The organism is Halomonas sp. ISL-56, from assembly GCF_018612805.1.
Taxonomy (GTDB): domain Bacteria; phylum Pseudomonadota; class Gammaproteobacteria; order Pseudomonadales; family Halomonadaceae; genus Vreelandella.
Genome location: NZ_JAGGRO010000008.1, coordinates 308,433 through 332,183, shown reverse-complemented (window position 1 = coordinate 332,183; position 23,751 = coordinate 308,433). Strand labels below are relative to the sequence as shown.

Annotated in this window: 17 protein-coding genes, 1 tRNA gene and 1 pseudogene; 4 read left to right on the top strand and 15 right to left on the bottom strand. The window is 51.6% G+C overall.

From position 1 onward, the window contains the following. From J7J49_RS07435 to hutI, 9 genes and pseudogenes are all read right to left on the bottom strand, one after another. A pseudogene (locus J7J49_RS07435) lies at nucleotides 1-310 on the bottom strand (ATP-binding protein); the annotation flags it as partial. Continuing rightward, complete coding sequence (locus tag J7J49_RS07430; RefSeq protein WP_215091455.1) at nucleotides 307-1,446, bottom strand: SIR2 family protein; 1,140 nt, start codon at nucleotides 1,444-1,446, stop codon at nucleotides 307-309. The pseudogene J7J49_RS07435 and the gene J7J49_RS07430, both read right to left, overlap by 4 nt. A 987-nt stretch (nucleotides 1,447-2,433) precedes the next feature. Continuing rightward, nucleotides 2,434-2,646, bottom strand: coding sequence for a hypothetical protein (locus J7J49_RS07425; protein ID WP_215091453.1), 213 nt, complete (start codon nucleotides 2,644-2,646; stop codon nucleotides 2,434-2,436). A gap of 191 nt (nucleotides 2,647-2,837) precedes the next feature. Further along, the gene (locus tag J7J49_RS07420) at nucleotides 2,838-3,332 is read right to left on the bottom strand and encodes a hypothetical protein (protein ID WP_064236424.1); all 495 of its coding nucleotides are present in this window, start codon (nucleotides 3,330-3,332) and stop codon (nucleotides 2,838-2,840) included. A gap of 383 nt (nucleotides 3,333-3,715) precedes the next feature. Further along, nucleotides 3,716-5,062, bottom strand: a complete 1,347-nt coding sequence (locus tag J7J49_RS07415) for a Na+/H+ antiporter family protein (protein WP_215091452.1) — start codon at nucleotides 5,060-5,062, stop codon at nucleotides 3,716-3,718. A gap of 92 nt (nucleotides 5,063-5,154) precedes the next feature. Further along, entirely contained in the window at nucleotides 5,155-6,690 is a 1,536-nt protein-coding gene (hutH, locus tag J7J49_RS07410; protein WP_215091450.1) for a histidine ammonia-lyase, read from the bottom strand. A 111-nt stretch (nucleotides 6,691-6,801) separates the two neighbouring features. Beyond that, on the bottom strand, nucleotides 6,802-8,481 hold the full coding sequence (gene hutU / locus J7J49_RS07405; protein ID WP_215091448.1) for a urocanate hydratase: 1,680 nt from the start codon (nucleotides 8,479-8,481) through the stop codon (nucleotides 6,802-6,804). 82 nt (nucleotides 8,482-8,563) lie between these two features. Further along, nucleotides 8,564-9,541, bottom strand: a complete 978-nt coding sequence (gene hutG, locus J7J49_RS07400; protein WP_215091446.1) for a formimidoylglutamase — start codon at nucleotides 9,539-9,541, stop codon at nucleotides 8,564-8,566. Further along, a complete protein-coding gene (gene hutI, locus J7J49_RS07395; protein WP_215091443.1) occupies nucleotides 9,531-10,745 on the bottom strand; it encodes an imidazolonepropionase in 1,215 nt (404 codons plus the stop codon). The genes hutG and hutI overlap by 11 nt, the downstream gene beginning before the upstream one ends. A 310-nt stretch (nucleotides 10,746-11,055) precedes the next feature. Between hutI and J7J49_RS07390 the strand changes: the two genes are divergently transcribed. Continuing rightward, complete coding sequence (locus J7J49_RS07390; RefSeq protein ID WP_215091441.1) at nucleotides 11,056-12,378, top strand: YjiH family protein; 1,323 nt, start codon at nucleotides 11,056-11,058, stop codon at nucleotides 12,376-12,378. Nucleotides 12,379-12,455: 77 nt separating this feature from the next. Here the strand turns inward: J7J49_RS07390 and hutC are convergent, their stop codons facing one another. Next, nucleotides 12,456-13,169 (bottom strand): histidine utilization transcriptional repressor HutC, encoded by a 714-nt coding sequence (gene hutC, locus J7J49_RS07385; protein WP_215091439.1) that lies wholly within the window; start codon nucleotides 13,167-13,169, stop codon nucleotides 12,456-12,458. A gap of 438 nt (nucleotides 13,170-13,607) precedes the next feature. Here hutC and J7J49_RS07380 point away from each other — a divergent pair, with 438 nt between their 5' ends. Together J7J49_RS07380 and J7J49_RS07375 are read left to right on the top strand one after the other, a co-directional pair. Further along, nucleotides 13,608-14,108, top strand: a complete 501-nt coding sequence (locus J7J49_RS07380; protein ID WP_215091436.1) for a DUF3015 family protein — start codon at nucleotides 13,608-13,610, stop codon at nucleotides 14,106-14,108. 92 nt (nucleotides 14,109-14,200) lie between these two features. Then, on the top strand, nucleotides 14,201-16,060 hold the full coding sequence (locus tag J7J49_RS07375; RefSeq protein ID WP_215091434.1) for an Lnb N-terminal periplasmic domain-containing protein: 1,860 nt from the start codon (nucleotides 14,201-14,203) through the stop codon (nucleotides 16,058-16,060). A gap of 250 nt (nucleotides 16,061-16,310) precedes the next feature. Here J7J49_RS07375 and J7J49_RS07370 read toward each other — a convergent pair whose 3' ends face one another. The 5 genes from J7J49_RS07370 to J7J49_RS07355 form a co-directional block, all read right to left on the bottom strand. Further along, on the bottom strand, nucleotides 16,311-17,432 hold the full coding sequence (locus tag J7J49_RS07370) for a Fic family protein (RefSeq protein ID WP_215091432.1): 1,122 nt from the start codon (nucleotides 17,430-17,432) through the stop codon (nucleotides 16,311-16,313). A gap of 453 nt (nucleotides 17,433-17,885) precedes the next feature. Further along, complete coding sequence (locus J7J49_RS22780) at nucleotides 17,886-18,116, bottom strand: Arm DNA-binding domain-containing protein (protein ID WP_353048351.1); 231 nt, start codon at nucleotides 18,114-18,116, stop codon at nucleotides 17,886-17,888. Nucleotides 18,117-18,219: 103 nt separating this feature from the next. After that, nucleotides 18,220-18,296 (bottom strand) — tRNA-Arg (locus J7J49_RS07365). A gap of 63 nt (nucleotides 18,297-18,359) precedes the next feature. Continuing rightward, nucleotides 18,360-19,307, bottom strand: a complete 948-nt coding sequence (locus J7J49_RS07360; protein ID WP_215091430.1) for an AEC family transporter — start codon at nucleotides 19,305-19,307, stop codon at nucleotides 18,360-18,362. 150 nt (nucleotides 19,308-19,457) lie between these two features. Next, on the bottom strand, nucleotides 19,458-21,368 hold the full coding sequence (locus J7J49_RS07355) for a sensor domain-containing diguanylate cyclase (RefSeq protein WP_251048183.1): 1,911 nt from the start codon (nucleotides 21,366-21,368) through the stop codon (nucleotides 19,458-19,460). A gap of 376 nt (nucleotides 21,369-21,744) precedes the next feature. Between J7J49_RS07355 and J7J49_RS07350 the strand changes: the two genes are divergently transcribed. Further along, nucleotides 21,745-23,751 carry a capsule polysaccharide biogenesis protein gene (locus J7J49_RS07350; RefSeq protein WP_215091427.1) on the top strand — a complete coding sequence of 669 codons (2,007 nt, stop codon included), beginning with the start codon at nucleotides 21,745-21,747 and terminating at the stop codon, nucleotides 23,749-23,751.

Sequence of the window (23,751 nt, the reverse complement as noted above, 5' to 3'; positions counted from 1 at the left end):
ACTTAGAGTTGGAGACCGCCCCTTCAAAAAACTGATTATTGACAATAAAGCCTATTGGTTTAACATCAACTTTACGGACATAAACGGTTTTATCACTTTCTTCTACAAATTTTCGCTCATCGAGATATTCCCCTTCAACTAAACATACAATATCAATAAATCCACGCTGAATTGATATATGCTCTCTTAAAGAAACCCCTCTATATTTCACTCCATTATAGAAGATTGTTTCTTGACTAGAGTCCTCAAATATTCGGAGAGAAATCTTAGTACCAGTCACAGCTATAACTTCGCCAACAACAATACTCATAAATCACCCAGACTTTCAGTGCTCTCATAGTTTTCAGGGTTTAGAGAAAAAATATATTTATTAAAGTTAGAAAAGTCTAAAACCTCCCCTTCTGGAGGTGAAATTATTTTAACATTTTTCCACAACCCGAACTCCTGCCTTAATTTAACCGCAGCTTCATTTTCGTAACAACATATAAAGGTTTGTAAGAAAGGGTTAGATAAAGATCTTTGAATCAATCGTAAAATATGCTCATCAGCAAAAGAAAAACCAAAAGTAATTAATATAGAATTAGGTTTCTCAAGTTCATAGCTGAGCAATCTAAGCATTTGATAATAATGTTCCTCAAAAACAGTTTCGTTGAATTTCCATTTAGTAGGATTAACGATTGGCAATTGATTATACTTACTCCAAAAATCATCAATCTCTTGGGGTGAAAATGATACGCTTGGTATATGGTCGGTCTGGTTACCCTTTGTACAAATGTAGTTAGAGAACTCTTTAATTTTTTCAACTTCGTCAAAGCTCAAAAAATTATTAAAATCCTTTGAATAATCAACTTCAATTTTATCTTTATTTTTTGACCAATACACCGAACCATGAACATGAATAATATTTATCTGAGGAATACCATAACTGGATCTTTCAAACACCCCTGTTTGGCATTGAAACGTATTAAAATTCTTAGCATTCAAGTGTTTTTTATGAAAACCTGAAGTTCCATCATTGACAATAAAATCATGCACACCTCCCTGCAAAAGCGAGTCCGCACTATGTGTCAAGCATCCATCATAGTTGGTCGTAAACACATTAACTTTACGACTTAAATCTTTCCTTTTATCCATCAACCCAATCAAAGTTTTGATAAAAGCCTCGTAGTTATTTAGATTTTTTTCCTCTTTATCTTCAACAACAAACTCAGGACTAAAATCTTGCACAGGGTAAATACAGTTATTATAATAATGCATAAACAATGCTGTACGCATGTTAGCATAACTCTCAAACTTATGAGATAAAGTCTCGATAGTCTCTAGCTCGCCTTTTGCACCTTTAACTTTCAAAGACAATGTTGGAAATAAGTCTGCTGAAGCGCCTGCGCCTACAAGAATATTTATATTTTTATTGTATATATCTAACGCATCAATAGCTTCAAACATTAACGCCCCCTAATATTAAATCATTCTAAAAATAATAGTTACCTTGAAGAGCTATATCGGGATTAATACTTCACGCATAGCCAAACAGAGGCTTGAGTCTAAGCATCTGGCCTACAAAATGCTCTGCTTTAAGTCTGCTCAGGCTTTCTTAAGCCTACTCAGGAATGCAAGATTTTACTATGAATAAGATATTCCCTATATTCAACGCTTTTCTATCTAAAGCAGGTACCAAAAACTGCATAACCCCGCATGAATTTGCATGATTTTCATGCACCCATTTTCCATCAGCCCGCCCAGCAGTGGCGCGGCTTAGCGGTGTGTTCAGAGGTGCATAAAAACCACTACATTTAGCGCGCGGGCGGGGCGGGGTGACGATGGCGCGGCGTGGGTCGCGGCCGGTGTGGGGCTGGTTGGTTGGTTGGTTGGTTGGTTGGCAACATCGCAGCATGAAGCCCTGTAAACGCTCGCTTAAGGCTGGCCACCCTTTCGCCCTCCTTCCCCTTCCTAATACGACAACGCCCCGCACAAAGGCGGGGCGTTGGCCATAAGCTAGCGAATGGCTGAGGTAAGGCTTGGGCGCTATCCAAATCGTCCAGGCTCGGTACATACTTCATTTGTAGTGGTGCCGAGGTTTGGCTCTTGCAGGCAGTGTTGATTGGGTGCCACTGGGCGTCGTTCCGCCGCCATCCGCGGGTGCCTGCGAACGCTCGTTGAACTCGCGTTCTTCGTTACCGCGCGCTACGGGTATGTGCACGAAGCTAAGTCGGTGGGTTTCGTAGCGCGTGGTGAGCCTACGGCGCACCCGCGGGTGTCAACGCCAATGAAGCCCTGTAAACTCTCGTTTAAGGCTGGCCGCCCTTCCTCCGCCCACCTTAACCCCTGACTAACACCCCAACGCCTCGCACAAAGCGGGGCGCTCATCACTCCGGTGTAACCATCACTCTCCAACCTCCCCCACTACATTTCAGAAAAAGGAAATTGGGCAATTCATCTCCGCGCCATAAAGATCCGTAATCCTTTCACCAGCGATAGCAAAGCGCCCATACCACTAAGCACGAAAAGCCCATAGGCAATACTTGGGTTGGCCAAAGCTGGATGGACGTCGCCAGGGTTCGATCCCCAAAGGATAAATAAACCTATACCGATCAATAGGAACGAGGGTGCTGCGAGCAGTTGAAGTTTCAGATCTTCCTTTGTCATAGGTGGTGTCCCTTTCGAGGCGAAAATAATAGTGTCTGAAGGCGGAATGGCGATAGCAAGCCGTGAGTCGCGGCCGGCACAGGGCGTAGGACTGGCAATATTGTAGATAGAAGATCTATAGCCGCTTGCAGCTAGCCGCCTGCCCCTTATGCTTTTTACGCTCTAAGGCTTATATCAACAGCGATGCTGATTTAGGCCAGCAATCTGTTCGCTGCACGCTTGATATACTGTCTGCGCGCTTTGCCATACCTTTTTATCTCTCTTCGATAAGGCTCAACGCCTATTTTTCTAAACAGTCGACAGTACTCCCGATATTCCTGATATAAGACGCCTGTTTCTAACTGGTGTAAAAATATCAGGGCCAATTCTTTTTTTTGGCTATCTGAAAGATCCGCAGATTTGAGTGCTCTAGCCATGCGCGCACGAATATAACCCGTTTTAGAGTACATTTCATTGTCTCGGATATAGTCAATAGCAAGCTGCACGCAGGCTTTATCACCTAACCGAACACCATCCACCACTGAGTCCATAATGTTATAAACCCAGGTAAAACCTCTCCGGTTTGTGTATGTTTTGCAGAACGGTTCAAAGCCATCCACGCTTCCTAGCGACAAGCTCAGTTTTGAGTATCTTTCTTTTACCGCCTCTACCGACCATTTACCGGTAGGGTTATAGTTTATCTTCATTGTCTCCTAACCTTGCGCTGACGTAAGGCTCACTGTTGAGCCAGCTTCAGTTTGAAGTTCCATTTTGGCATTTATTTGAGCGCCCCATAACCGCGCCGACACTCACCCAGTGCCATTTAGCAGCAATAAAGAAGCAGTGCATGAAAAGAGGCAGCCCTTAGCCCACCTTATTCATGAGGAAGGCTTAAAAACAAACATAGAGGATGTAAATATTTTTTATACTTAACAGGTTACAACAAAATCTTGATATGAGAAAAGTAGATCCGATTAAACCACTGGGCTTCCCTGCCCAAGGTGTTAGGAAATATCCTCGCTCTTTGCTAGCGAATGGTTAAGTGATGCTGCCGTCGCAATCGAAATACGGGCGGAGCCCTTCAACTAATTTAAAGCACCATGGCAGCAACCCAGCCAAACACAATCAGCGGGATGTTGTAGTGCAGGAAGGTAGGCACCACGCTATCCCAGATATGGTCATGCTGCCCATCGGCATTGAGGCCTGCGGTGGGGCCCAGGGTGGAGTCTGACGCGGGTGAGCCAGCGTCGCCCAGGGCGGCGGCCGTGCCCACCAGTGCTACTGTCGCCATGGGTGAAAAGCCAAAGCTCAAAGCCAAAGGCACATAGAGCGAAGCAATAATGGGAATGGTCGAAAACGAAGAGCCAATGCCCATGGTAATAAACAGCCCTACCAGCAGCATAATCAACGCGGCCAGGCCTTTATTGTCACCGATAAGCTCGGCAGAACTCGCCACCAGCCCTTCCACCTCGCCACTAGCCTGCATCACACTGGCAAAACCTGCCGCTGAGATCATGATAAAGCCGACCAGGGCCATCATGCGCATCCCCTCGGTAAAGATACCGTCCTGCTCATGCCAGCGGAAAACGCCACTCATGGAGAGCAAGGCAAACCCGAAGATACCGCCCAGCACCATAGAGCCCGTCATCAGCTGCACGGTGACCGTACCTATTAGGGAAATAACCAACATGGCCTTTTGCCACCCGGCAAGATAAAGCGCAGCTTCCTGGGGCGATTTATCCCCATGGGCCAACTCACGATCTTGGTAGTCACGCCCCTTTCGATAGCTCCAAAACACGGCCACCGCCAAACCTAATGCCATGCCACCAATGGGAATCGCCATTGCCAGTGGCACCATTTGACGGGTCACTTCCAATCCCAGCGCCGCGCCACTTTCGTTGAGGTTGGCGAGCAGTATGTCATTCAGGAAAATCGCCCCAAAACCCACGGGCAGTAGCATGTAAGGCGCCGTGATACCGAAGGTAATCACACAAGCCACCAGTCGCCGGTCAAGCTTCAGATGATTCATCAGCTTTAGCAGCGGCGGTACCAGCACTGGAATAAAAGCGATATGGACAGGAATCAGGTTCTGCGAGCTGACCGCCGCGGCTAACAGCGCCGCCAGCAACGTATAGGTCACCGTGCGGCGGCTACCCCCGGACTCGTCTAGCTGGAAGCGTCTAATGGCCCGGCTGGCCAGCAGCTCGGTGATACCAGAACGGGATAAAGCGACGGCAAAGGCGCCTAACACCGCATAAGAGAGCGCGATGGTGGCGCCATTACCCAATCCCTCATTAAAGGCGTCAAGGATCTCGCCAATAGGCATGCCCGCATACAACCCACCTACCAGTGTGGCGACGATAAGCGCAAACACAACTGAAACGCGCGCAAGACTCAAGCCGACCATCACCAGGATAGCCAGAACGATAGCATTCATGAAAAGCCTACTTTGTTGTTAGATGGTAAATAGTGCGTTCCCTATGGCCTGGGGTCGTCACAGCCTAGCGCCATAGGGAAGCATGAAACGCCTTAATGCTGGCTTGGCAGCGTATGCGGGTGAGCCAGCGGGGTTAACGTGCGCTCGCGTATCAGGTCGCTAGCGGCTTCGATATCCGGCGCGAAGAAGCGATCCTGTGTGTAGTGGGTGACTCGGGCACGCAGTAGATGCCTGGCTTGCTCTAGCGGCTGGGTAGTGGTCAAGCCCTCGCGCATGTCCAATCCCTGGCACGCCCCCAGCCATTCGATGGCCAAGATGCCGCACACGTTCTCGGCCATTTCCCACAGCCGCTTACCGGCAGCAGGCGCCATGGAGACATGGTCTTCCTGGTTAGCCGAGGTAGGCAGGCTGTCGACACTGTGCGGGTGCGCCAAGGCTTTATTTTCACTTGCCAGGGCGGCGGCGGTGACCTGGGCGATCATAAACCCGGAGTTGACCCCGCCGTTCTCGACCAGAAATGGCGGTAGTTGAGACATGTGCTTGTCCATCATCAACGAGACACGCCGCTCGGCAAGTGAACCGATCTCGGCGATGGCTAACGCCAGGTTGTCAGCGGCCATGGCCACCGGTTCAGCATGAAAATTACCGCCGGAAATAATGTCATCCTGTTCGGCAAATACCAGCGGGTTATCAGAGACCGCGTTGATTTCCACCGCCAGCACCTCGGCTGCCTGGCGGATCTGCGTTAACACAGCGCCCATCACCTGTGGCTGGCAGCGCAGTGAGTAGGGATCCTGGACTTTATCGCAGTTGGCATGGGAGTCGCCGACGGCACTGCTTTCACCGAGCAGATGGCGATAAGCGGCGGCCGCGTCAATTTGGCCACGCTGGCCACGCACCTCATGAATGCGGGCGTCGAAGGGCGAACGTGACCCCAGGGTGGCTTCTACGGTTAGCGAACCGCATACCGTCGCCGCCGCAAACAGGTCTTCAGCATCGAACAGGCCCCGCAAGGCATAGGCGGTGGATACCTGGGTGCCATTAAGCAGCGCCAGGCCCTCTTTGGGAGCCAGAGTGATGGGCGCCAGCCCAGCTATTTCCAACGCCTTTTCGGCGGAAATCCACTCCCCCTTATAGCGTGCTTTGCCCTCGCCCAGCAGTACAACGCTCATATGCGCCAGGGGCGCCAAATCACCGGATGCCCCTACTGATCCTTTCAGAGGAATATGCGGATACACCTCGGCATTGATCAGTGCCACCAGGGCATCCAATACCTCACGGCGGATACCGGAGAAGCCCCTCGCCAGACTATTGACCTTGAGCACCATAATCAAACGCACCAGGGCGTCATCTATCGCCACCCCCACGCCAGTGGCATGAGAGAGCACCAGGGAGCTCTGTAGCGATTCAAGGTCTTCGTTGGCAATACGGGTCTGGGCCAACAAGCCGAACCCCGTATTAATGCCGTAAACCGTGCGGTTCTCACTGACAACCCGGTTAACGCAATCAACACTTCGCTGGATATCCGCATTGGCGCTTTCCGGTAACGTAACAGGCACATGCGCTTGATGGATCTGGCGGGCCTGGGCAAGGGTCATTTTGCCAGGTTGAATTTCTAGATGTTTCATTTGATCGCCTTTAGAAACAGGAAGGTGGTCACCCCACCTTCTTCGTTGCTGTCTATTTTAGTTATTGCTGTTTTAACTGTTACTATTTTAGCTGTTGCAAGTGTGCGGGCTTTACGGATTAAGCATCGGCAAATCAAGACCGTTTTCCTGGGCGCACTGCTTGGCGATGTCATAGCCTGCGTCCGCATGGCGCATCACGCCGGTGCCCGGGTCGTTGCGTAGTACACGGCCTAGGCGGGTGTGGGCATCATCGCTGCCGTCACACACAATCACCACGCCAGAGTGCTGGGAATAGCCCATACCTACCCCGCCGCCATGGTGTAGCGACACCCAAGTGGCACCGCCTGCGGTGTTGAGCAGCGCGTTGAGCAGTGGCCAGTCGGAGACAGCGTCAGAACCATCCATCATCGCTTCGGTTTCACGGTTGGGGCTCGCAACAGATCCCGAATCGAGGTGGTCGCGACCGATAACGATCGGTGCTTTTAATTCGCCACTCTTGACCATTTCGTTGAAGGCCTGCCCCAGGCGGGCACGGTCTTTAAGCCCCACCCAGCAAATGCGTGCTGGCAGCCCCTGGAAGCTGATGCGCTCGCGCGCCATGTCGAGCCAGTTATGCAGGTGCGGGTCGTCTGGGATGAGCTCTTTGACCTTCTGGTCGGTCTTATAAATGTCCTCGGGATCCCCAGAGAGCGCCACCCAGCGGAAGGGGCCGATGCCCTGGCAAAAGAGTGGACGGATATAGGCGGGCACGAAGCCTGGAAAATCAAAGGCGTTGGCAACCCCCTCCTCCATTGCCATCTGGCGAATGTTATTGCCGTAATCAAAGGTGGGTACGCCCATTTTCTGGAAGTCGAGCATCGCTTGCACATGCACCGCCATCGATTGTTTGGCCGCTTTCACGGTGGTTTCAGGCTCGGACTTGCCGCGGGCCACGTACTCCTCCCATGTCCAGCCGGAAGGCAGGTAGCCGTGTAACGGGTCGTGGGCGCTGGTCTGATCCGTGACCATATCCGGCTTGATGCCGCGCTTGATCAGCTCCGGCAGCACATCGGCGGCGTTACCGCACAGGCCGATAGAGATAGCCTTGCCTTCGGCGGTATAGCGCTCAATACGCGCCAGGGCGTCATCCAGGTTGTCAGCCTGCTCATCCAGATAGCGGGTACGCAGGCGGAAGTCGAGGCTCGCCTGCCGACACTCAATATTCAGCGAGCAGGCACCGGCCAGCGTCGCCGCCAGCGGCTGGGCGCCGCCCATACCACCAAGCCCCGCGGTCAGAATCCAGCGCCCCTTGAGTTCACCGTCGTAATGCTGACGACCCGCCTCAACAAAGGTTTCATAGGTACCTTGCACAATGCCCTGGGAGCCGATGTAAATCCAAGAACCCGCCGTCATCTGGCCGTACATCATTAGACCCTTGCGATCCAGTTCGTTGAAGTGCTCCCAGTTAGCCCAGGCGGGCACCAGATTGGAGTTGGCGATCAGCACCCGGGGCGCATCCTTATGGGTTTCGAAGACACCAACGGGTTTACCCGACTGCACCAGCAGCGTCTGGGTATCTTCCAAGCGCTGCAGCGTTTCGACGATTTTGTCGTAGCACACCCAGTCACGGGCAGCGCGGCCGATGCCACCATAAACCACTAAATCCTCTGGGCTTTCAGCCACATCCGGATGAAGGTTGTTCATCAGCATGCGAAGCGGCGCTTCGGTCAGCCAGCTTTTACAGCTGAGTTCAGTACCGGTCGGCGCAATGATCTTACGTGAAGCATCGTGACGTTTATCGTTGGTTGGCATGGCGTCATTCCTTGTGTTTCTGTTCGTTATTCGTTGGTCTAGAGGTGTGCCCTGTCAGTCATCCGGGGCTCGCTTTCGAAATTCAGTTATCTAAGGTCAGCAAATGCACGAGCCGCGCCGCCGCTCTGGCGGTACGGCCGTCGATATCCAGGCTGGGGTTAAGCTCTGCCAAGTCCGCGAGGCGAAGCTTGCCGCTGTCACGTACCGCTACAACAAGCGGCTCTATCAAGGCAAGCGAAACACCACGTGCGGCGGGTGCACTCACGCCAGGGGCTTCGGCAGCAGGCAGCACGTCCAGGTCGATGGTCAGATAAAGGTGGTCGCATTTGGCGATGAAGCGCTGCACGTCTCTGACGATAGAATCCAGGCTTAGCGCATCAATCTCGCGATCTTCACGAATCAATGTTCCGAGCGCGTTGGCGCGCTTAAACAAGGCGCGCGTATTAGCAGCGCGGCTTACCCCCAGGCAGGCGTAGCGAAACGACCAGCCGTGCTTTTGGCACTGATCGGCAATCTGGGCGAAGGGGGTGCCTGAGGAACGGATATGCGCTGGATCACGCAAATCGAAGTGTGCGTCCAAGTTGATGATGCCAATCCGCGGCGCGAGACCTTCTGGCCCAGTCTCTTTTGAAGCTGACGCTTCTGGCATAAAAAACTGCGCCAGACCCAGCCAGCTGGCGTAGGCCACTTCATGCCCACCACCCAACACAATAGGCAGATGGCCAGCGGTTAATAATGCCGTCAGGCGATCAGCCAGCGCATGTTGGGCTGCCTCTAACCCATCATCAACACAGCGCACATTGCCAGCATCGTAAACAGGCGCAGTGCGATGCCAGGCCAACGGCGCCAACGCACGGCGTAACGCATTTGGGCCTTCAGCAGCGCCAGTGCGGCCCTGGTTACGCGCAACACCTGCATCACTTTCGAACCCTAGCAATGCACACCCTGGTGCGGCGTTGTTGGCTAGCGGCTCAATACGCTGATGCCAACGGTCACTATCGGGTTCAGGATCCGTGCGCCCCTGCCAGAGCGACATATCAATAGACGTATCAGCGGCCATGGGTTAACTCCCCCTGATAGACGCGCTGCCGTAGGCGGCCTGGCTGCACCGCGTAGGCCAGTTCAGCGGGTGTCTCAATATCCCAGATGCACAGGTCAGCCACCGCGCCTTCATGAAGCTGTCCCTCGCCTTTCAACCCTAGCGCGGCAGCCCCATTGGCGGTCATGCCTGCCAACGCTTCCTGGGGCGTCATGCGAAACAGCGTGCAGGCCAGGTTGAGCATTAATGTGGGCATAAATATTGGCGAGCTGCCAGGGTTGGCATCGGTCGCTACCGCCATCGGCACGCCCGCTTCGCGCAGCCCCGCAATGGGCGGCTGCTGGGTTTCACGCAGGGTGTGGAAAGCACCGGGGAGAATGACGGCCACGCTGCCTGCTTCGCGCATGGCAGCAATACCGGCGTCATCAAGATACTCAATATGGTCAGCAGACAGTGCGCCGTGGCGGGCAGCCATCGCAGCGCCCCCCAAGTTTGAGAGTTGCTCGGCATGCGCTTTGATGGGTAAGCCATGAACCTGCGCTGCTTTAAAAACCCGCTCACATTGCGCTACTGAAAAGGCGATCTTTTCACAAAAGACATCGACGGCATCAGCCAACCCTTCCGCCGCTGCGGCAGGAATCATTTCATTGCAGACCAGATCGATATAGCCGTCGCTATCGTTCGCATACTCCGGCGGTAAGGCATGGGCGCCTAACAGTGTCGTCAAAATCCGCACTGGAAACGCTTCACCTAGACGTCGAGCAACCCGCAGCATCTTCAGTTCATTAGCCACGTCCAAGCCATAGCCTGACTTGATCTCGACCGTGGTAACGCCATCCTTAATCAGCGCTTCAAGGCGTGGCAAGGCGGCATTGAAGAGTGCTTGTTCACTCGCTTCCCGGGTCGCAAAAACGGTACTCAGAATGCCTCCGCCACGCCGCGCAATGTATTCATAACTGGCGCCTTCCAAACGCGCCTCGAACTCATCAGCGCGTGCGCCGCCAAACACCAGATGGGTATGGCAATCCACCAGACCGGGCGTCATGACGCCGCCCCGCCCCATATCGTGGCAACCCTCAGCCTGTGACTCATCGAAGCCATCCATAGGCGTCATAGTGACAACACGCGCATCTTGAGTAATGACGGCCATGGGCTCCGGCAACGTTTTCAGCCCATCGAAGACACTGATATCGCGCCAGATATAGCGCCGTTTGTTATTAGCCATGGAGGTCTCCTTGGAGCAAACATAATGTATATACAATTAAGCCCATGCCGGTTTCCTTCGTCAAGCCGTGAACTAAGCAAACAAGCACCAAGAAATGTCTAAAAAATCATCGTAAAGTAGTTAAAAACCATAAATAACAATTAATTATGTTAATAACTCATCAAACAAAAGATCATATAACACCCACCCTACTAGACTAATGTCTACTGCTAGGTGCTATACGCAAATGCTGTATGGGGTTAGCTTATTGTATATACATAAAACAAGCCCAAGTCATCAGAACGATAACCACACAATTAGAGGCCTCGCCATGCACCCCATAGACCCGCCCACCAAGCAGCGAGCTAGCGCTGCCACTATCTTTAAACTGTTTGTGCCTAGCGCTCTGGGCATCCTGATCTTTTTTGTTCCCATTGAGCTAGGTGGGCGAAGCACTATCCTGCTTGACCATATGGTTACAGGACTGCGCTCATTGATGGGCGAATACAGCGGTATCTATGCGTTAGTTATGATCGTTGCGGGCGCCGCCTACCCCCTGCTTAAAGGCTATTGGCGGCGAACAGTGACCGAAAGCATCTTCACGGTGCTGAAAATCATGGGGGTCGTTGTCGCCGTAATGGCGTTAACGGGTTGGGGCCCAGCGTTTCTGCACGAACCGGACATGCTGCCCTTCTTGTTCGAGAAACTGGTGATACCGGTAGGTTTAATCGTGCCGATTGGGGCCATTTTCCTGGCACTGTTGATCAGCTATGGATTGCTGGAGTTGATTGGCGTACTGGTTCAGCCGGTAATGCGGCCCATATGGCGAACCCCTGGGCGCTCGGCAATCGATGCCGTTGCTTCTTTTGTGGGTAGTTACTCGATCGGGCTATTGATTACCAACAGGGTTTATCAAGCGGGACAGTATTCAGCGCGGGAAGCCGCCATCATTGCCACCGGTTTTTCCACGGTATCGGCAACGTTCATGATCATCGTGGCGCGTACGCTGGATCTGATGAGCATCTGGAATTTGTACTTCTGGCTCACCCTGGTGATTACGTTCATCGTCACGGCTATCACGGTGCGGCTGCCGCCTCTGGCAAGCATGGATGACCAGAAGCGTGACGGAGAACCGGAGGCAATCGCGGGGAAACGCTTGAGCACCGCCTGGCAAGCAGGAACGGAGGTTGCCGCCAACGCGCCCAGCCTTCACCGCAGCGTAGCGCTCAACTTTAAAGAAGGGTTGATAATGGCCATCAGCATCCTGCCGTCGATCATGTCGGTAGGCTTAATTGGGCTACTCATCGCCAAGTACACGCCGTTATTTGAGTGGTTGGGATGGTTGTTTTATCCCTTTGTCGCCATTTGGGGGCTAGACGACGCCGCGGCGCTGGCCCAGGCATCTGCTTCTGGGCTTGCGGAGATGTTCCTACCAGCATTGCTGATGGCCGAGGCCGAATTCGTCGCCCGTTTCGCTGCAGGCGTGGTGTCAGTCTCCGCCGTGCTGTTCTTCTCTGCGTCGATCCCCTGCATTCTCTCTACCACTATTCCGCTTTCGGTAGGCCGCATGCTAATCGTGTGGTTCATCCGCGTTGCCTTGAGCTTGCTACTTGCGGTGCCCGCGGGCTACCTGGTTCAGTCATTGATCAGTTGAATACCCGCATTAACGACCAATCACGAGGTCGAAGGAACCGACCTCGCTGGATTTTTCACTGGATTCTTAACGTCGATTTAAGCGGTTTTTCGTTGCAGGGAAGAGCGTAACTTATAGCGATCGCCAGGGTGGATCAGGCGCGCATAGCTAATCAAATGCTCATCAGACCAGGTACGCCGCACCATGCTCAAACAGGGCGTCTGGGTATCAATACTTAGCCATTTAGCCGTTTGCTCATCCACTAGCACCGCTTCAACGATGTGCTCCATATCCGTCATGGGGCAGGCGGCGACCAGCACCTCATTCGGCGTATGGCGTGAAAAATCGGTGTCCAGATAATCAGGCACCCAGCGCGGGTTAACGTAGCGGTTCTCAAGCTGAATTGGAACGTCATTCTCATGATGCACCAAGAGAGTATGAAACACCCGACTCCCCAGCCGCACGCCTAACCGCAGCGCCACTTCATCATCGGCCTCAATCGCCTCTTGGGTGATCACCTTATTGCTGTAACGATGCCCACGCGAAAGCACTTCTTCGGCAATGTTGTATACCTCCACCAGAGAGGACTCAACCTTACGGTCGGTAACGAAGGTACCGACTCCGGATTGACGCACGAGGTACCCTTGCTGCACTAAATCTCTAATGGCTTTATTGGCCGTCATCCGGCTCACGCCAAAGTCTTTCGCCAGCCGCTCTTCCGTAGGTATCTGATGATTCAGTTGCCAATCACCACACTGAATCTTATCCAGCAGATGTTGACGGATCTGCTGGTAGAGAGGAGGACTAGTCATGAAGCTCCTTTGCGATTAAGGCCGTTTGTCTATACAGCTATCTTACTAGCCTTGATTAGCAAAGCACACTACTCAAGCGCCGCTGATACCCTCAGGGAACTTCGCCAATTAGCTATGGAAACGCTAGATAAACTAAATAGAAAGCATGGGAAACGCACCGCCTGAATAGGCATGCCGCGCAAACGCGCTTCTTAGCATCGTAAGCAAGCGTTGCACAATATAACTTAAGATTGCTTAACAGTTAGGCCGAAGAAAGGTATACTTATCCAAACAATTTAGTTTTTAGTCCTTGCATATCAATGGATTGGCTTCTAGCTGTTCATCTTTTGAGCTTGCCAAATATCAGTCAACGCTTTTTGACCGTCATTGGGAGACGTCGGCCCTCCTAATAGCGTACTAAACCGAGGCCGAAACACTAGAAAAAAGGGAACGAAAAACATGAAGTTGTTCACTCTGTCTGCAGCTACTCTAACTGGCTGCCTATTGGTTTTAGGCAGCACTACGGTAGTTGCAAACACCCAAAGCGCTGACATCAACCCTTGGCAGCATTGCGGTATTGGTGCGACTATTTTTGATGACAATACCACTGCCGCCGCAATTTCTAACGTCATCTGGGACTCTGGTAGTACCGCAGTGACATCCGCTACGCTTTCACCGGACACTTGCAGCAGTAAAGAAGTTAAGGTGGCTCAGTTCATCGACGCTACCTACGACCAGCTAGCCTTAGAAACTGCTATGGGTGAGGGTGAGCACTTAGCCGCCGCGCTTGGATTGATGAACTGTAGCACTGACGCCCAGCAGGGTGTGGTCAGCCAGTTGCGTGCTAACCTGCAAGCCACTACAGCTACCACGAGTTACGCTGAACAGGCTCACGCTGACAAAGCCTTTGAGTTCTATAGCAGTTTAAATCAGGCCGCCATTAACTGCTCCGCTAGTTAAGCACCGTCTGATTTCGGGGCCGGTGGTTACTTCCCGGCCCCACCGTTGTTGCTCCTTCCGTTTTCTTCATTTCAAGTAAGGATATTTTTGCTATGCGACGCCTTTTGATGGCGCTTTCAGCATGCCTATGCCTTCAAACAGGGGCTGCCCAGGCCGCTGAACCAGCGCTTTTCAATCACCCGCAATGGCGTTCGCTACTGCATTTTGACCGAGTAAGCATGTTCAGCCAGCCGCGTAGCGCGGTGCTGGATGAAGCATTTTTTTTGTCAGAGGATGGCCCGTTCAATCCAGAGGCAGAATTCTTAGCGACGCTTGCTGCGCTGCGTGCACGCCCTCAAAAAGACGAGCTGCATGCACGCTGCCTCTTTCCTGCCCGGGCGCTCTGGCTGTCTCAAATGACGGGCGAACACTGGCCTGAGGCATCATGCCCTGACTGGGAAGCATGGCAAGCACAGCACGGTGACTCAGAGGTAGGCCTAATGTTTGCCTCGGGCTACCTGGGCAATCCAGCTTCTTTCTTCGGCCACCTGATGCTTCATCTTGAGCAGGAAAGCAAAGAAGCGACTGATGTTTCGTTGTCCCGGCTCCTAGATACCAGTCTCAACTTTGGCGCCGAAGTGCCCGACGGTGAAGGAATTGTGGCTTATATGGGTAAGGGTGTCTTCGGAGGTTATGAAGCGCGCTACTCTCACGCACCTTTCTACCGCAATAATACTGTCTATTCAGAGCGCGAGATGCGCGACCTCTGGCACTACCGACTTGATCTGCCACCCGCAAAGCGAGCACTACTCGTCGCTCATCTGTTCGAGGTCATTGGGCAGGACTTTGACTATCTATTTCTCACTCAGAACTGCGCTTCACGCATCGCTCGTACTCTCGAGCTAGTGGTAGAAGAAGATCTAACCCCAGGACATGCACCTTGGGTGGCGCCAGAAACCTTGGTGCGCGCAATGAGCGAGGCCAGTATCGACGGGCAACCGCTGCTTAAAAATGCCGAGCATGTGCCTTCCCGTCGCTTGCAGACTGAATGGCGCTACCAAGCACTTACGTCTGAAGAGCAACGAGCCATCCAGAGCACTTGGCCCGACATAGAGCATCTAAATCTTGATGCGGAGGCACTTGGTCAGTTGCCTTCAAAAAGCCAAGCGTCAGTTCTAGACACTCTACTAAGCCATTTAGCATTTCTGAAGCAAACAGGCGATGGGCCTGACGTGACAGAGGCCGAACGGCGCCTGCTTCAGGCTCGTCTAGCCCTTCCTTCAGGAGGCCAGTCGCTGCCACCCTCTGAGTTAGTGGCTCTACACGAAGCGACCCCGCCAGCCCTTGTACGTCTGGAAGGTATTCATAATAGTCATCTAGGAGACGCTGCGCGCCTCACACTGAGACCACTCCAGTATGATCTTCTCGACAGCAATACCTCTCGCATGCCTAACGCCGCATTAGAAATTGGACGAACTGAGCTTGCCTTAACAGATAATACTCTCCGTCTGCGCCGCTTAGCGCTGTTCCATGTCACCAATTTGCATGCTCGCAGCTTACCGTTGCCAGCATTACCTAGTGTGGCCTGGCACGCCTCTGGTGGCATTGAACGTTCAAAGCTCAGCTGCAATGGCTGCTTGGAAGGACAGGCCCTACTTCTGGCTGGAAAATCACACCAACTTGGTCGCCACTTACCTTTTGGTATGCTGGGCGGACAGCTGCGCACCGAGCGTCATCAGACAGGCCCTCTTGCGCCCGCAGTACAAATGGGTGTGCTGAGTGATTGGGCTTCTGGTCATCGAACCCTTTTACAAGCAACGCATGTCGATTCGCTACAGGGAGAGGATGGTCGCCACACTCGGTGGCATCTGCAGCACCGCATGGCGTTAGGAAAAGCCCTGGATGCACGCATTGGCATTGAAAGCGACAACTATTCCGAAGAAGTCAGTGTTGGGTTCTCTTGGTACTTCTGATCGGCTATATCATCTATGGACTCCCATCCACGAAGGCTTCCCCTTCATACACGGCATAACTTGGGCGTTTTAAGGTGTAGACCTGGGGGCCTTTGGATTGCCCACCACAGCAAGATTAGCGTGTAGCCTGATTACCCATCCGGGCAAGTCCTCCTATAATCCCATCAAGCTTGAAGCCTAACCATCCCCTCGCCAGCACCGCTCGGCGTAACATAAAATCATTATTTTCTATTACTACAATAAATATCACTTAAACCCGGACTAGCTTCAGCAAAGGTTCAAAGGAATACATTGCTGGCCGCCGCCCTGATGCTTCTTCGACTGTACGTATGATATCGTTATCCAGCATAATTCTAGTAAACCTTGCAGCAGTAGCAGCCGGAATGCCACTCTGTGAAGTAAACTTATTATTGCGAAAAACAGGATTTGTGAACACAAAATCTAGAGCAGTGACGCTCCATTTCGAAGATAACAACTCAGCAAATAAAACCTTCATTTCTTCATATAAATTTCTTATATTTTCAGCAATAGTTAAATTCCTTATTGCCTGTTGCTCTACCGCTTCTAGAAAGAACGAGCACCATTCATCCCAATCCCCTGTCTCTGATACTCTCCTCATCGTATCTATGTACTCATCCTTATTTTCTTCAAAATACCCACTGATATAGAAATGAGGTGCTGAAATAGTTCCGTATTTCCATAGCATCAATGTTATCAACATCCTCCCAATTCTTCCGTTACCGTCCTTAAACGGATGTAAGGCCTCAAATTCTATGTGCGCCAATGCTGCTTTAACGAAAGTGGGGCTGGGGTCTTCATTGATATACTTAAACAAAACATCTAAACCATCCTGCAGCCGCTCTGGACTAACGGGAATAAAAAGTATTTTCTTTTTATTCCTATCAGCCAAATAATTTTGCTCAACCTTAAACTCTCCTGGTGACTTTGATGCTCCTCTACCAAATGATAAAAGGCGCTGATGTATGCCTTTAAGCAACGATTGAGAAACTGGATACCCATCATCAAGTGCTTTTTGTGCGGCTTTTAATGCCCTTTGATAAAGTATTGTTTCAATAACCTCAGATCTTACACTTGATGTATAAGCCGTCTCATTTTCATGATCAGCCTCATATTGCAAGATCTCATCCATTGTACTAACAGTACCCTCCATCCTAGAAGAAATAACTGCTTCTTGATTCCTTAAAGGGGCCAGTAGTATTTCGCTATTGTGCATGTTTTTCAACATTTGATCATAGCGTGCAACTGCGTCAGTCGCTTTTATAAGCTTGTCCACAAACCTACTGTAATCTATTTTTTGAGGCGGAAATTTATCGTAGTGATAATTCACAGCTTCGTCTAAATTTAAATCCATACCACTTGCCTCTCAAATTCGCGTTTTTTTTAACGCCAAATATAGTACATCATATTTATCAATTTTTGAGAGTCAACATTTTTCAATAACTCTATGCATCACAGCTCATGAGGCACAGCTTAGGTTAGAATCTCACTTTTAGAATCTTATGAGATTGTAGCGATTTTGACGTGCATTTGTGCAAACCAACGACGCTAGCTTCTCACTTTTAGAAAGTTATGAGACTGTAGCTATCTTGACGTGCATCTGTTCAAGTCTACGACGCTAGCTTCTCACTTTTAGGAACTTATGAGACGGTAGCTAGCCTCAGATGCAACTGTGCAAACCTACGGAAATAGCTGAATTTTAAGATCCTAGCGACCGTAGACTTCTTATTTATCAAGTATTACGCCCGCCCCCCTAAAAGCGCCAACCGAGCACTGCATTAAAGGTCACGGAATACTGCTGCATACGTTATCGTCCTACCTCTACTCGACAGGAACGATACCTCGTGATGCTATCTGCCCGCTTCTCTCGCGCTTCAGCAAGGCTCACCTCAGGGTAAATACCCAAGCTGGTCATGTTGCGCACTTGCAATTGGGGCGTGTGTAGCGCAAATACCATCTGCGATCCATCAGGCCAAATTCTGAGTTCTAATCCCGTGCCATCGAAAAAGGTATCAATTAGAGCTATACATTCTGGCAACCACTTAGCGGCCGGTTATGGAAGGGACGAAAGGAAGTAAAAAACATGCATTTCAAAGCATTATGCATGATTCAGATTCTCAGGACTTGTAAAGAACCCCAGTTGGCGTCCCTGGCAGGAGTCGAACCTGCGACCTGCCGCTTAGGAGGCGGCTGCTCTATCCTACTGAGCTACAGGGACTTAAGGTCTTAACTTGCGGGCGCGTAGTATAACGCGTCGACTTAGGTAGGGCCAACCGAATGGCTATATCCAGCCAAGTAAACGCAGTGCGAAGACGCCTAGCGTAACGGTAATGCTCGCCATCAGCGTGGTGATGGCGATGATATTGGCTGAGAGGGCGACATTGCCACCTATTGCTTTCACCATTACAAAGCTTGCGGCGGCGGTGGGGCTGGCGAAAAACAGGAACAGCAAGCCCAACTGTTCTCCTGAAAACCCTATCAACCAAGCTGCCAAAGTGGAGAGTACCGGGAGCGTCACCATTTTCATCAAGCTAGCGCCGAGAGCTACTTGACTGCTGTCGCGCATACTCGAAACCGAGAGCGTCGCCCCAATACATATCAACGCCAGCGGCAGTGTTAACGAGGCAAAGTAGTCTCCCGAGGTAATCACCCAGCTGGGTAACGGAATCGACAGTACCGTAAAGGGCAGCGCCGCAAACACAGAAATAATCAGCGGATTTTTGGCAACATGCTTGAGCAGACTGCGCCAATCGGTGGACTGCCCCGGTTGGTAGAAGGCCAGCACAACAACCGAAAGCGCGTTGTACATCACAATCACCACACCCAATAGCAAGCTGCCTGCAGAAAGCCCGTAGTTACCGTACATGCCCGCCGCCAACGCCAGGCCCACAATCCCGCAGTTGCCGCGAAACGCCCCCTGAACGTAAATGCCACGATCCTGATGCGCTACACGGTATCGTGCCCATAGCCAACTCAATAAAAACTGCCCCAGCGTAGCCACAGCGAAAAACACCATCAGCGATACGTCTAGCGCAACGCTTAGGTCGGCTTTTATCAAACTCAGGAAGATCAGCGTGGGGAGCGTTGCTTTAAATACCAGTGCGGAAGCGGTCGAGACAAAGGCGCTATCAATCCATTTCAAGCGCTTAAGGCCCAAGCCCAAAAATACCATCGCGAAAACAGGCAACGTGACATCCAGCGTGCGGGCAAACAGTTCAAGTAGGTTCACAACAGTATCTCGGTCAGCCTTGATTTAAAATGACGGGCTTCCAACAACAAGTTTAGCACCTACTTATACTGTACTGCTGGGTGACGTTTGTCGACTGGCAAGAGCACCCTTAACTGTATGGAATGGAACAGGATCAAGCATTCGTTGACATTATTTAGACTGGTCAAAGAGCTCCATTACATCATCATTGGGCATATTAACCACAACCCCATCACGGCCGTGCTCCTTAGCTTTGTAACTACCGGCATCGGCACGCGCCAGGACATCGACCACACTGGTATCAATATCATCAAAGGTAGTCACACCGATACTCAAGGTGACCATGTACTCTTTGCCTTCATGGGTAACGGAGATTTCGCTAACCGATTGACGTAATGACTCTGCGATTCTCCTTGCCTGTGCCAGGGTGCAACTGGGGAGCAGAACGCCAAACTCGTCGCCCCCTTGTCGCGCCACATGGTCACTACGGCGAACCTCCCAGGCAACCACCTGGGCGATGCGGCGCAACATTTCGTCGCCTAGCGCATGGCCACCTTCGTCATTGATGGGCTTGAAGTGATCCAAGTCAAACAGCAAGAGAGCTGAAGGCGTGCTGGTTTTTTGGAAGTCGGCAAACGCTTCTTCAAGGCGGCGCTCAAAACCTCGGCGATTCAACAGCCCGGTTAATGGATCGTGCTCCGCCTCCCAGCGCTGAATAGCTTCTTGTTCACGGCGCTCGGTAATGTCTTTGACCACCCCTACTAAACCGAGGGTATGCCCATCTTGGGAAAGCGTAACCACGCGGGCATGAATATCCAGCCACAAAAGCTCTTTATCGCTGCGTAAAAAACGCAACTGGCGGACAAAATCACTGCCGGTGCGAAGGCTGTGCAGCCACATATCTTTCGCGCCAGCGATATCGTCAGTATGAATTTGCGTTAGCCATATTTTCATCGGCACTTCAATGGAGATCCCTAACATCTCCAGTAGCGCGGGGTTCATATACGTAATGTCGCCCTTCATGTTGGCGACAAACATACCCTGAGGCGCCGCATTGAGCACCGAGTCTAGAAAAGCTTCGCGCTCTTGAAGATTGCCTAGTAACAGCTGCCGTTCATCTTCCACACGGTTAAAAGTGCTCGCCACCTGCTGCAACTCTTGCATATTAGTCGCCAGGCTGACGCTCTCACGGTGCCCTAAACCCACCTCGCCAATCTGCTTCTCTAAATGCCTCAAGGGTGCAAGCACTCGGCCCAACATCCACCACAGTAAGGGGAACATAAGCAAAACCAGCACAACCCATGTCCACCAGAGCTGTCTGATAAAATCAGCTAATGGGAGCTGCGCTTGGTCAACAGGTAAATAGAGACCCACGACCCACCCAGCAGGCCATATCTGGGCATAAGATTGGAGCGCTGCTTCCCCATTTAAGAGCTGCCCAACGCCATCTCCCTCCCAACCATCCAAGGCCAAGTTTAACAACGGGTTAAATGTCTCGCTGGGTACGACCCCATTAATCAATGATGTATCCGGATGGTATAAGACTTTTCCAGAAGCGGTAGCTACACCTGCATAGCCTTTTTCGCCCAGGCGCACTTTGGCTAAACGGCTAAATATGCCCCCTGAGTCCAAGTTAAGAACACCAGCAACAAAGCCATCGAAAGTACCTTGTTCCGTAAAGCGCGGCACTCCCACTAGCACCATGGGTATACCGCTCGCCCGCCCTACAAAGGGCTCACTAACATAGGGGCGGCGGATACCGCGCAGCATCCGAAAATACTCAAGCTCAGCGGTTTCGAGCCCAACACGCCCCACAATGGCAGGCCAATCGGCAATAATCTCTCCATCACGGTTGGCGACCACAATCCCTTCGAACCAAGCCAGCAGGCTATCATTTTGCCGCAACTGGTAGCTGATCCAACTCGCATCTTCGGTGGCGCCTATCATTTCGCTTAAACGCTCTAACGCCTGAAAGCGCATATCAATTTGTTGAGTGACCTCATCGGCGAGTAAAGTGGCTTCATAACGCAGGTGCGACATATTAGTATCTTGCACCATGGTCTTACCGACTTGCCACGCCATGCCTAGCACCAATGCGAGCAGCAACAGCAAAGTAAAGGAAAGCCCCAGCAAAAGCCGGCCCTTTAACGAACTGAAAGAAAATAGATTTTTTAGCAGATAGGCGAAACGCACCGATTATCCTTTTTATACATACTTTACTTAACTCCAGAATCTAAGGAGTAGTTTCAACGGCACAAAGAATAGACAAATCTACCAAAAAAGGAGCAATCATGCGCGTTGAACGAATCAAACTTAAGGTAATTTTTTTATCGTGCAAAGGGTTGCTGTTAATAGAAAAAAATAGTGAGCACTCACTGCCTGGATTGATTACCCCCCTCAATTCACGTATGTTCGCCCGCCTATCCCTTATCCTGTTACCTCACTGCGGCCTTAATTTATGGCAAAACGAACGGCAGGTTACACATCTCCAGGTATTCGCAAGCTGACTGCCCTGCCTGCGCTGCTGCCCGAATTTTACCAATTCTCCCGCATAAGTTCACTTAGACGCCCCCCCGATGCGGTAATCGGTTGGGGGTTAAAGCCTACCAGTGTCCGCGCTAGGCAATATGCCCAGCGTCGCCGGCTAGCTTATATCGCATTGGAAGATGGCTTTCTACGCTCATTGGGATTAGGCGTAAGCGGTTTTCAACCGCACAGCATGGTCGTCGATGAGACCGGAATTTACTACGATGCATCGCGTCCATCTGATTTAGAAAACTGGCTCAACACGGCCACTTTCGACGCTGAGGAGTTAGCCCAAGCAGAGCGCTGCATGGCGCTCATCGCCCGCTATCGACTATCAAAATATAACCACGCCCCCGATCAACTCTTAAAGTATAACAGCCGGGCTAGGGTGCTAGTGGTCGATCAAACCGCTGGAGATGCCTCTATTCATTATGGCGGCGCCAGCTCCGAAAGCTTCCAGCAGATGCTGGAAGATGCCTTAGCCACGCATCCAGATGCCGATATTCTGGTCAAGATCCATCCGGATGTCATTGCTGGGAAAAAACAAGGCCACCTACTTAACGCCGCAGACCACCCGCGCTGTAAGGTAATTGGTGAAGACCTTAACCCCTGGGCGCTACTTGATCAGGTCGACCACGTTTATGTCGTGACCAGCCAGCTCGGCTTTGAAGCGCTGCTTGCTGGTAAGCAAGTGCACTGCTTTGGCATTCCGTTTTACTCAGGCTGGGGGCTTACCCACGATCAACTGCCCTGCCACCGCCGTCGCGTTAAACGCACGTTAGTTGAAGTTTTTGCCGCCGCCTATTTACGCTACTGCCGCTATGCCAACCCTTACACCCGGCAGGCCGCCACGCTGGAAGAGACGATTGCCTTAATCGCCGACCAAAAGCGCCAGCAGGAACGCTATCGAGGCGACTGGCGGGCGTGTGGTTTCTCTTCATGGAAACGGCGCTTTATTGGCAATTTTTTAGGCACTGCCGCCAAGGTGAATTATCAGCCCGAGCTGCCCACCCTCAGCCCTCCTGAAGAACGGCTACTGGTATGGTCGAGCCGCATCGATGATGATTTTAAACATCAGCACGCCCAGCACATGGCCAACCTATGGCGCATGGAGGATGGCTTTATTCGCTCGGTGGGTTTGGGAGTCGATCTTACGCAGCCATTGTCCCTAGTGATTGATTCACAGGGCATCTATTACGACCCCAGCCAGCCCAGCGATTTGGAGACGTTGCTCAACAACACATCTTTTAGCGACGACCTGTTGCTGCGTGCCCAGCATTTACGTGAAAGGCTAGTAGCCCTAAAGCTATCCAAGTACAACGTGCGTGGCGCGGCAGAGGTTGATCTGCCCAAAGGGCGTTACATTATTTTGGTGCCCGGCCAGGTAGAAAGCGACGCCTCGATTGCCACCGGCTCGCCGCACATTAATACCAATAGCGGGCTGTTGAGCGCCGTACGCAGCGCGCATCCAGAGGCTTTTATCGTTTATAAAGCCCACCCCGATGTATTAACCGGGGCGCGCGTCGGGGCACTCGATACTAAAGCCAAACGCCTGTATGATCTGGATGCCAGCGACATCGACATCGCCACCCTGCTAGAGCGTGTTGATGCAGTGCATACAATGAGCTCATTGACCGGGTTTGAAGCACTATTACGTCAGCGAGAAGTCAGCACCTATGGACTGCCGTTTTATGCTGGCTGGGGGTTAACGCAGGATGCGCTTAGCTGCCCACGCCGAACGCGCGCGCTCACGCTGGATGCGCTGGTGGCCGGTACACTGATTCTCTACCCCGGCTATGTAGACCCAACGACCCACCAGCTATGCAATGCTGAAACCGTCGTCAGCCTGTTGGAACAGGCAAGAACACAGAAAAACACCCTTACATGGAAACAGCAACTCTACCGCTGTTATCGTAACTTGTTGATCGGAAGGCATTGA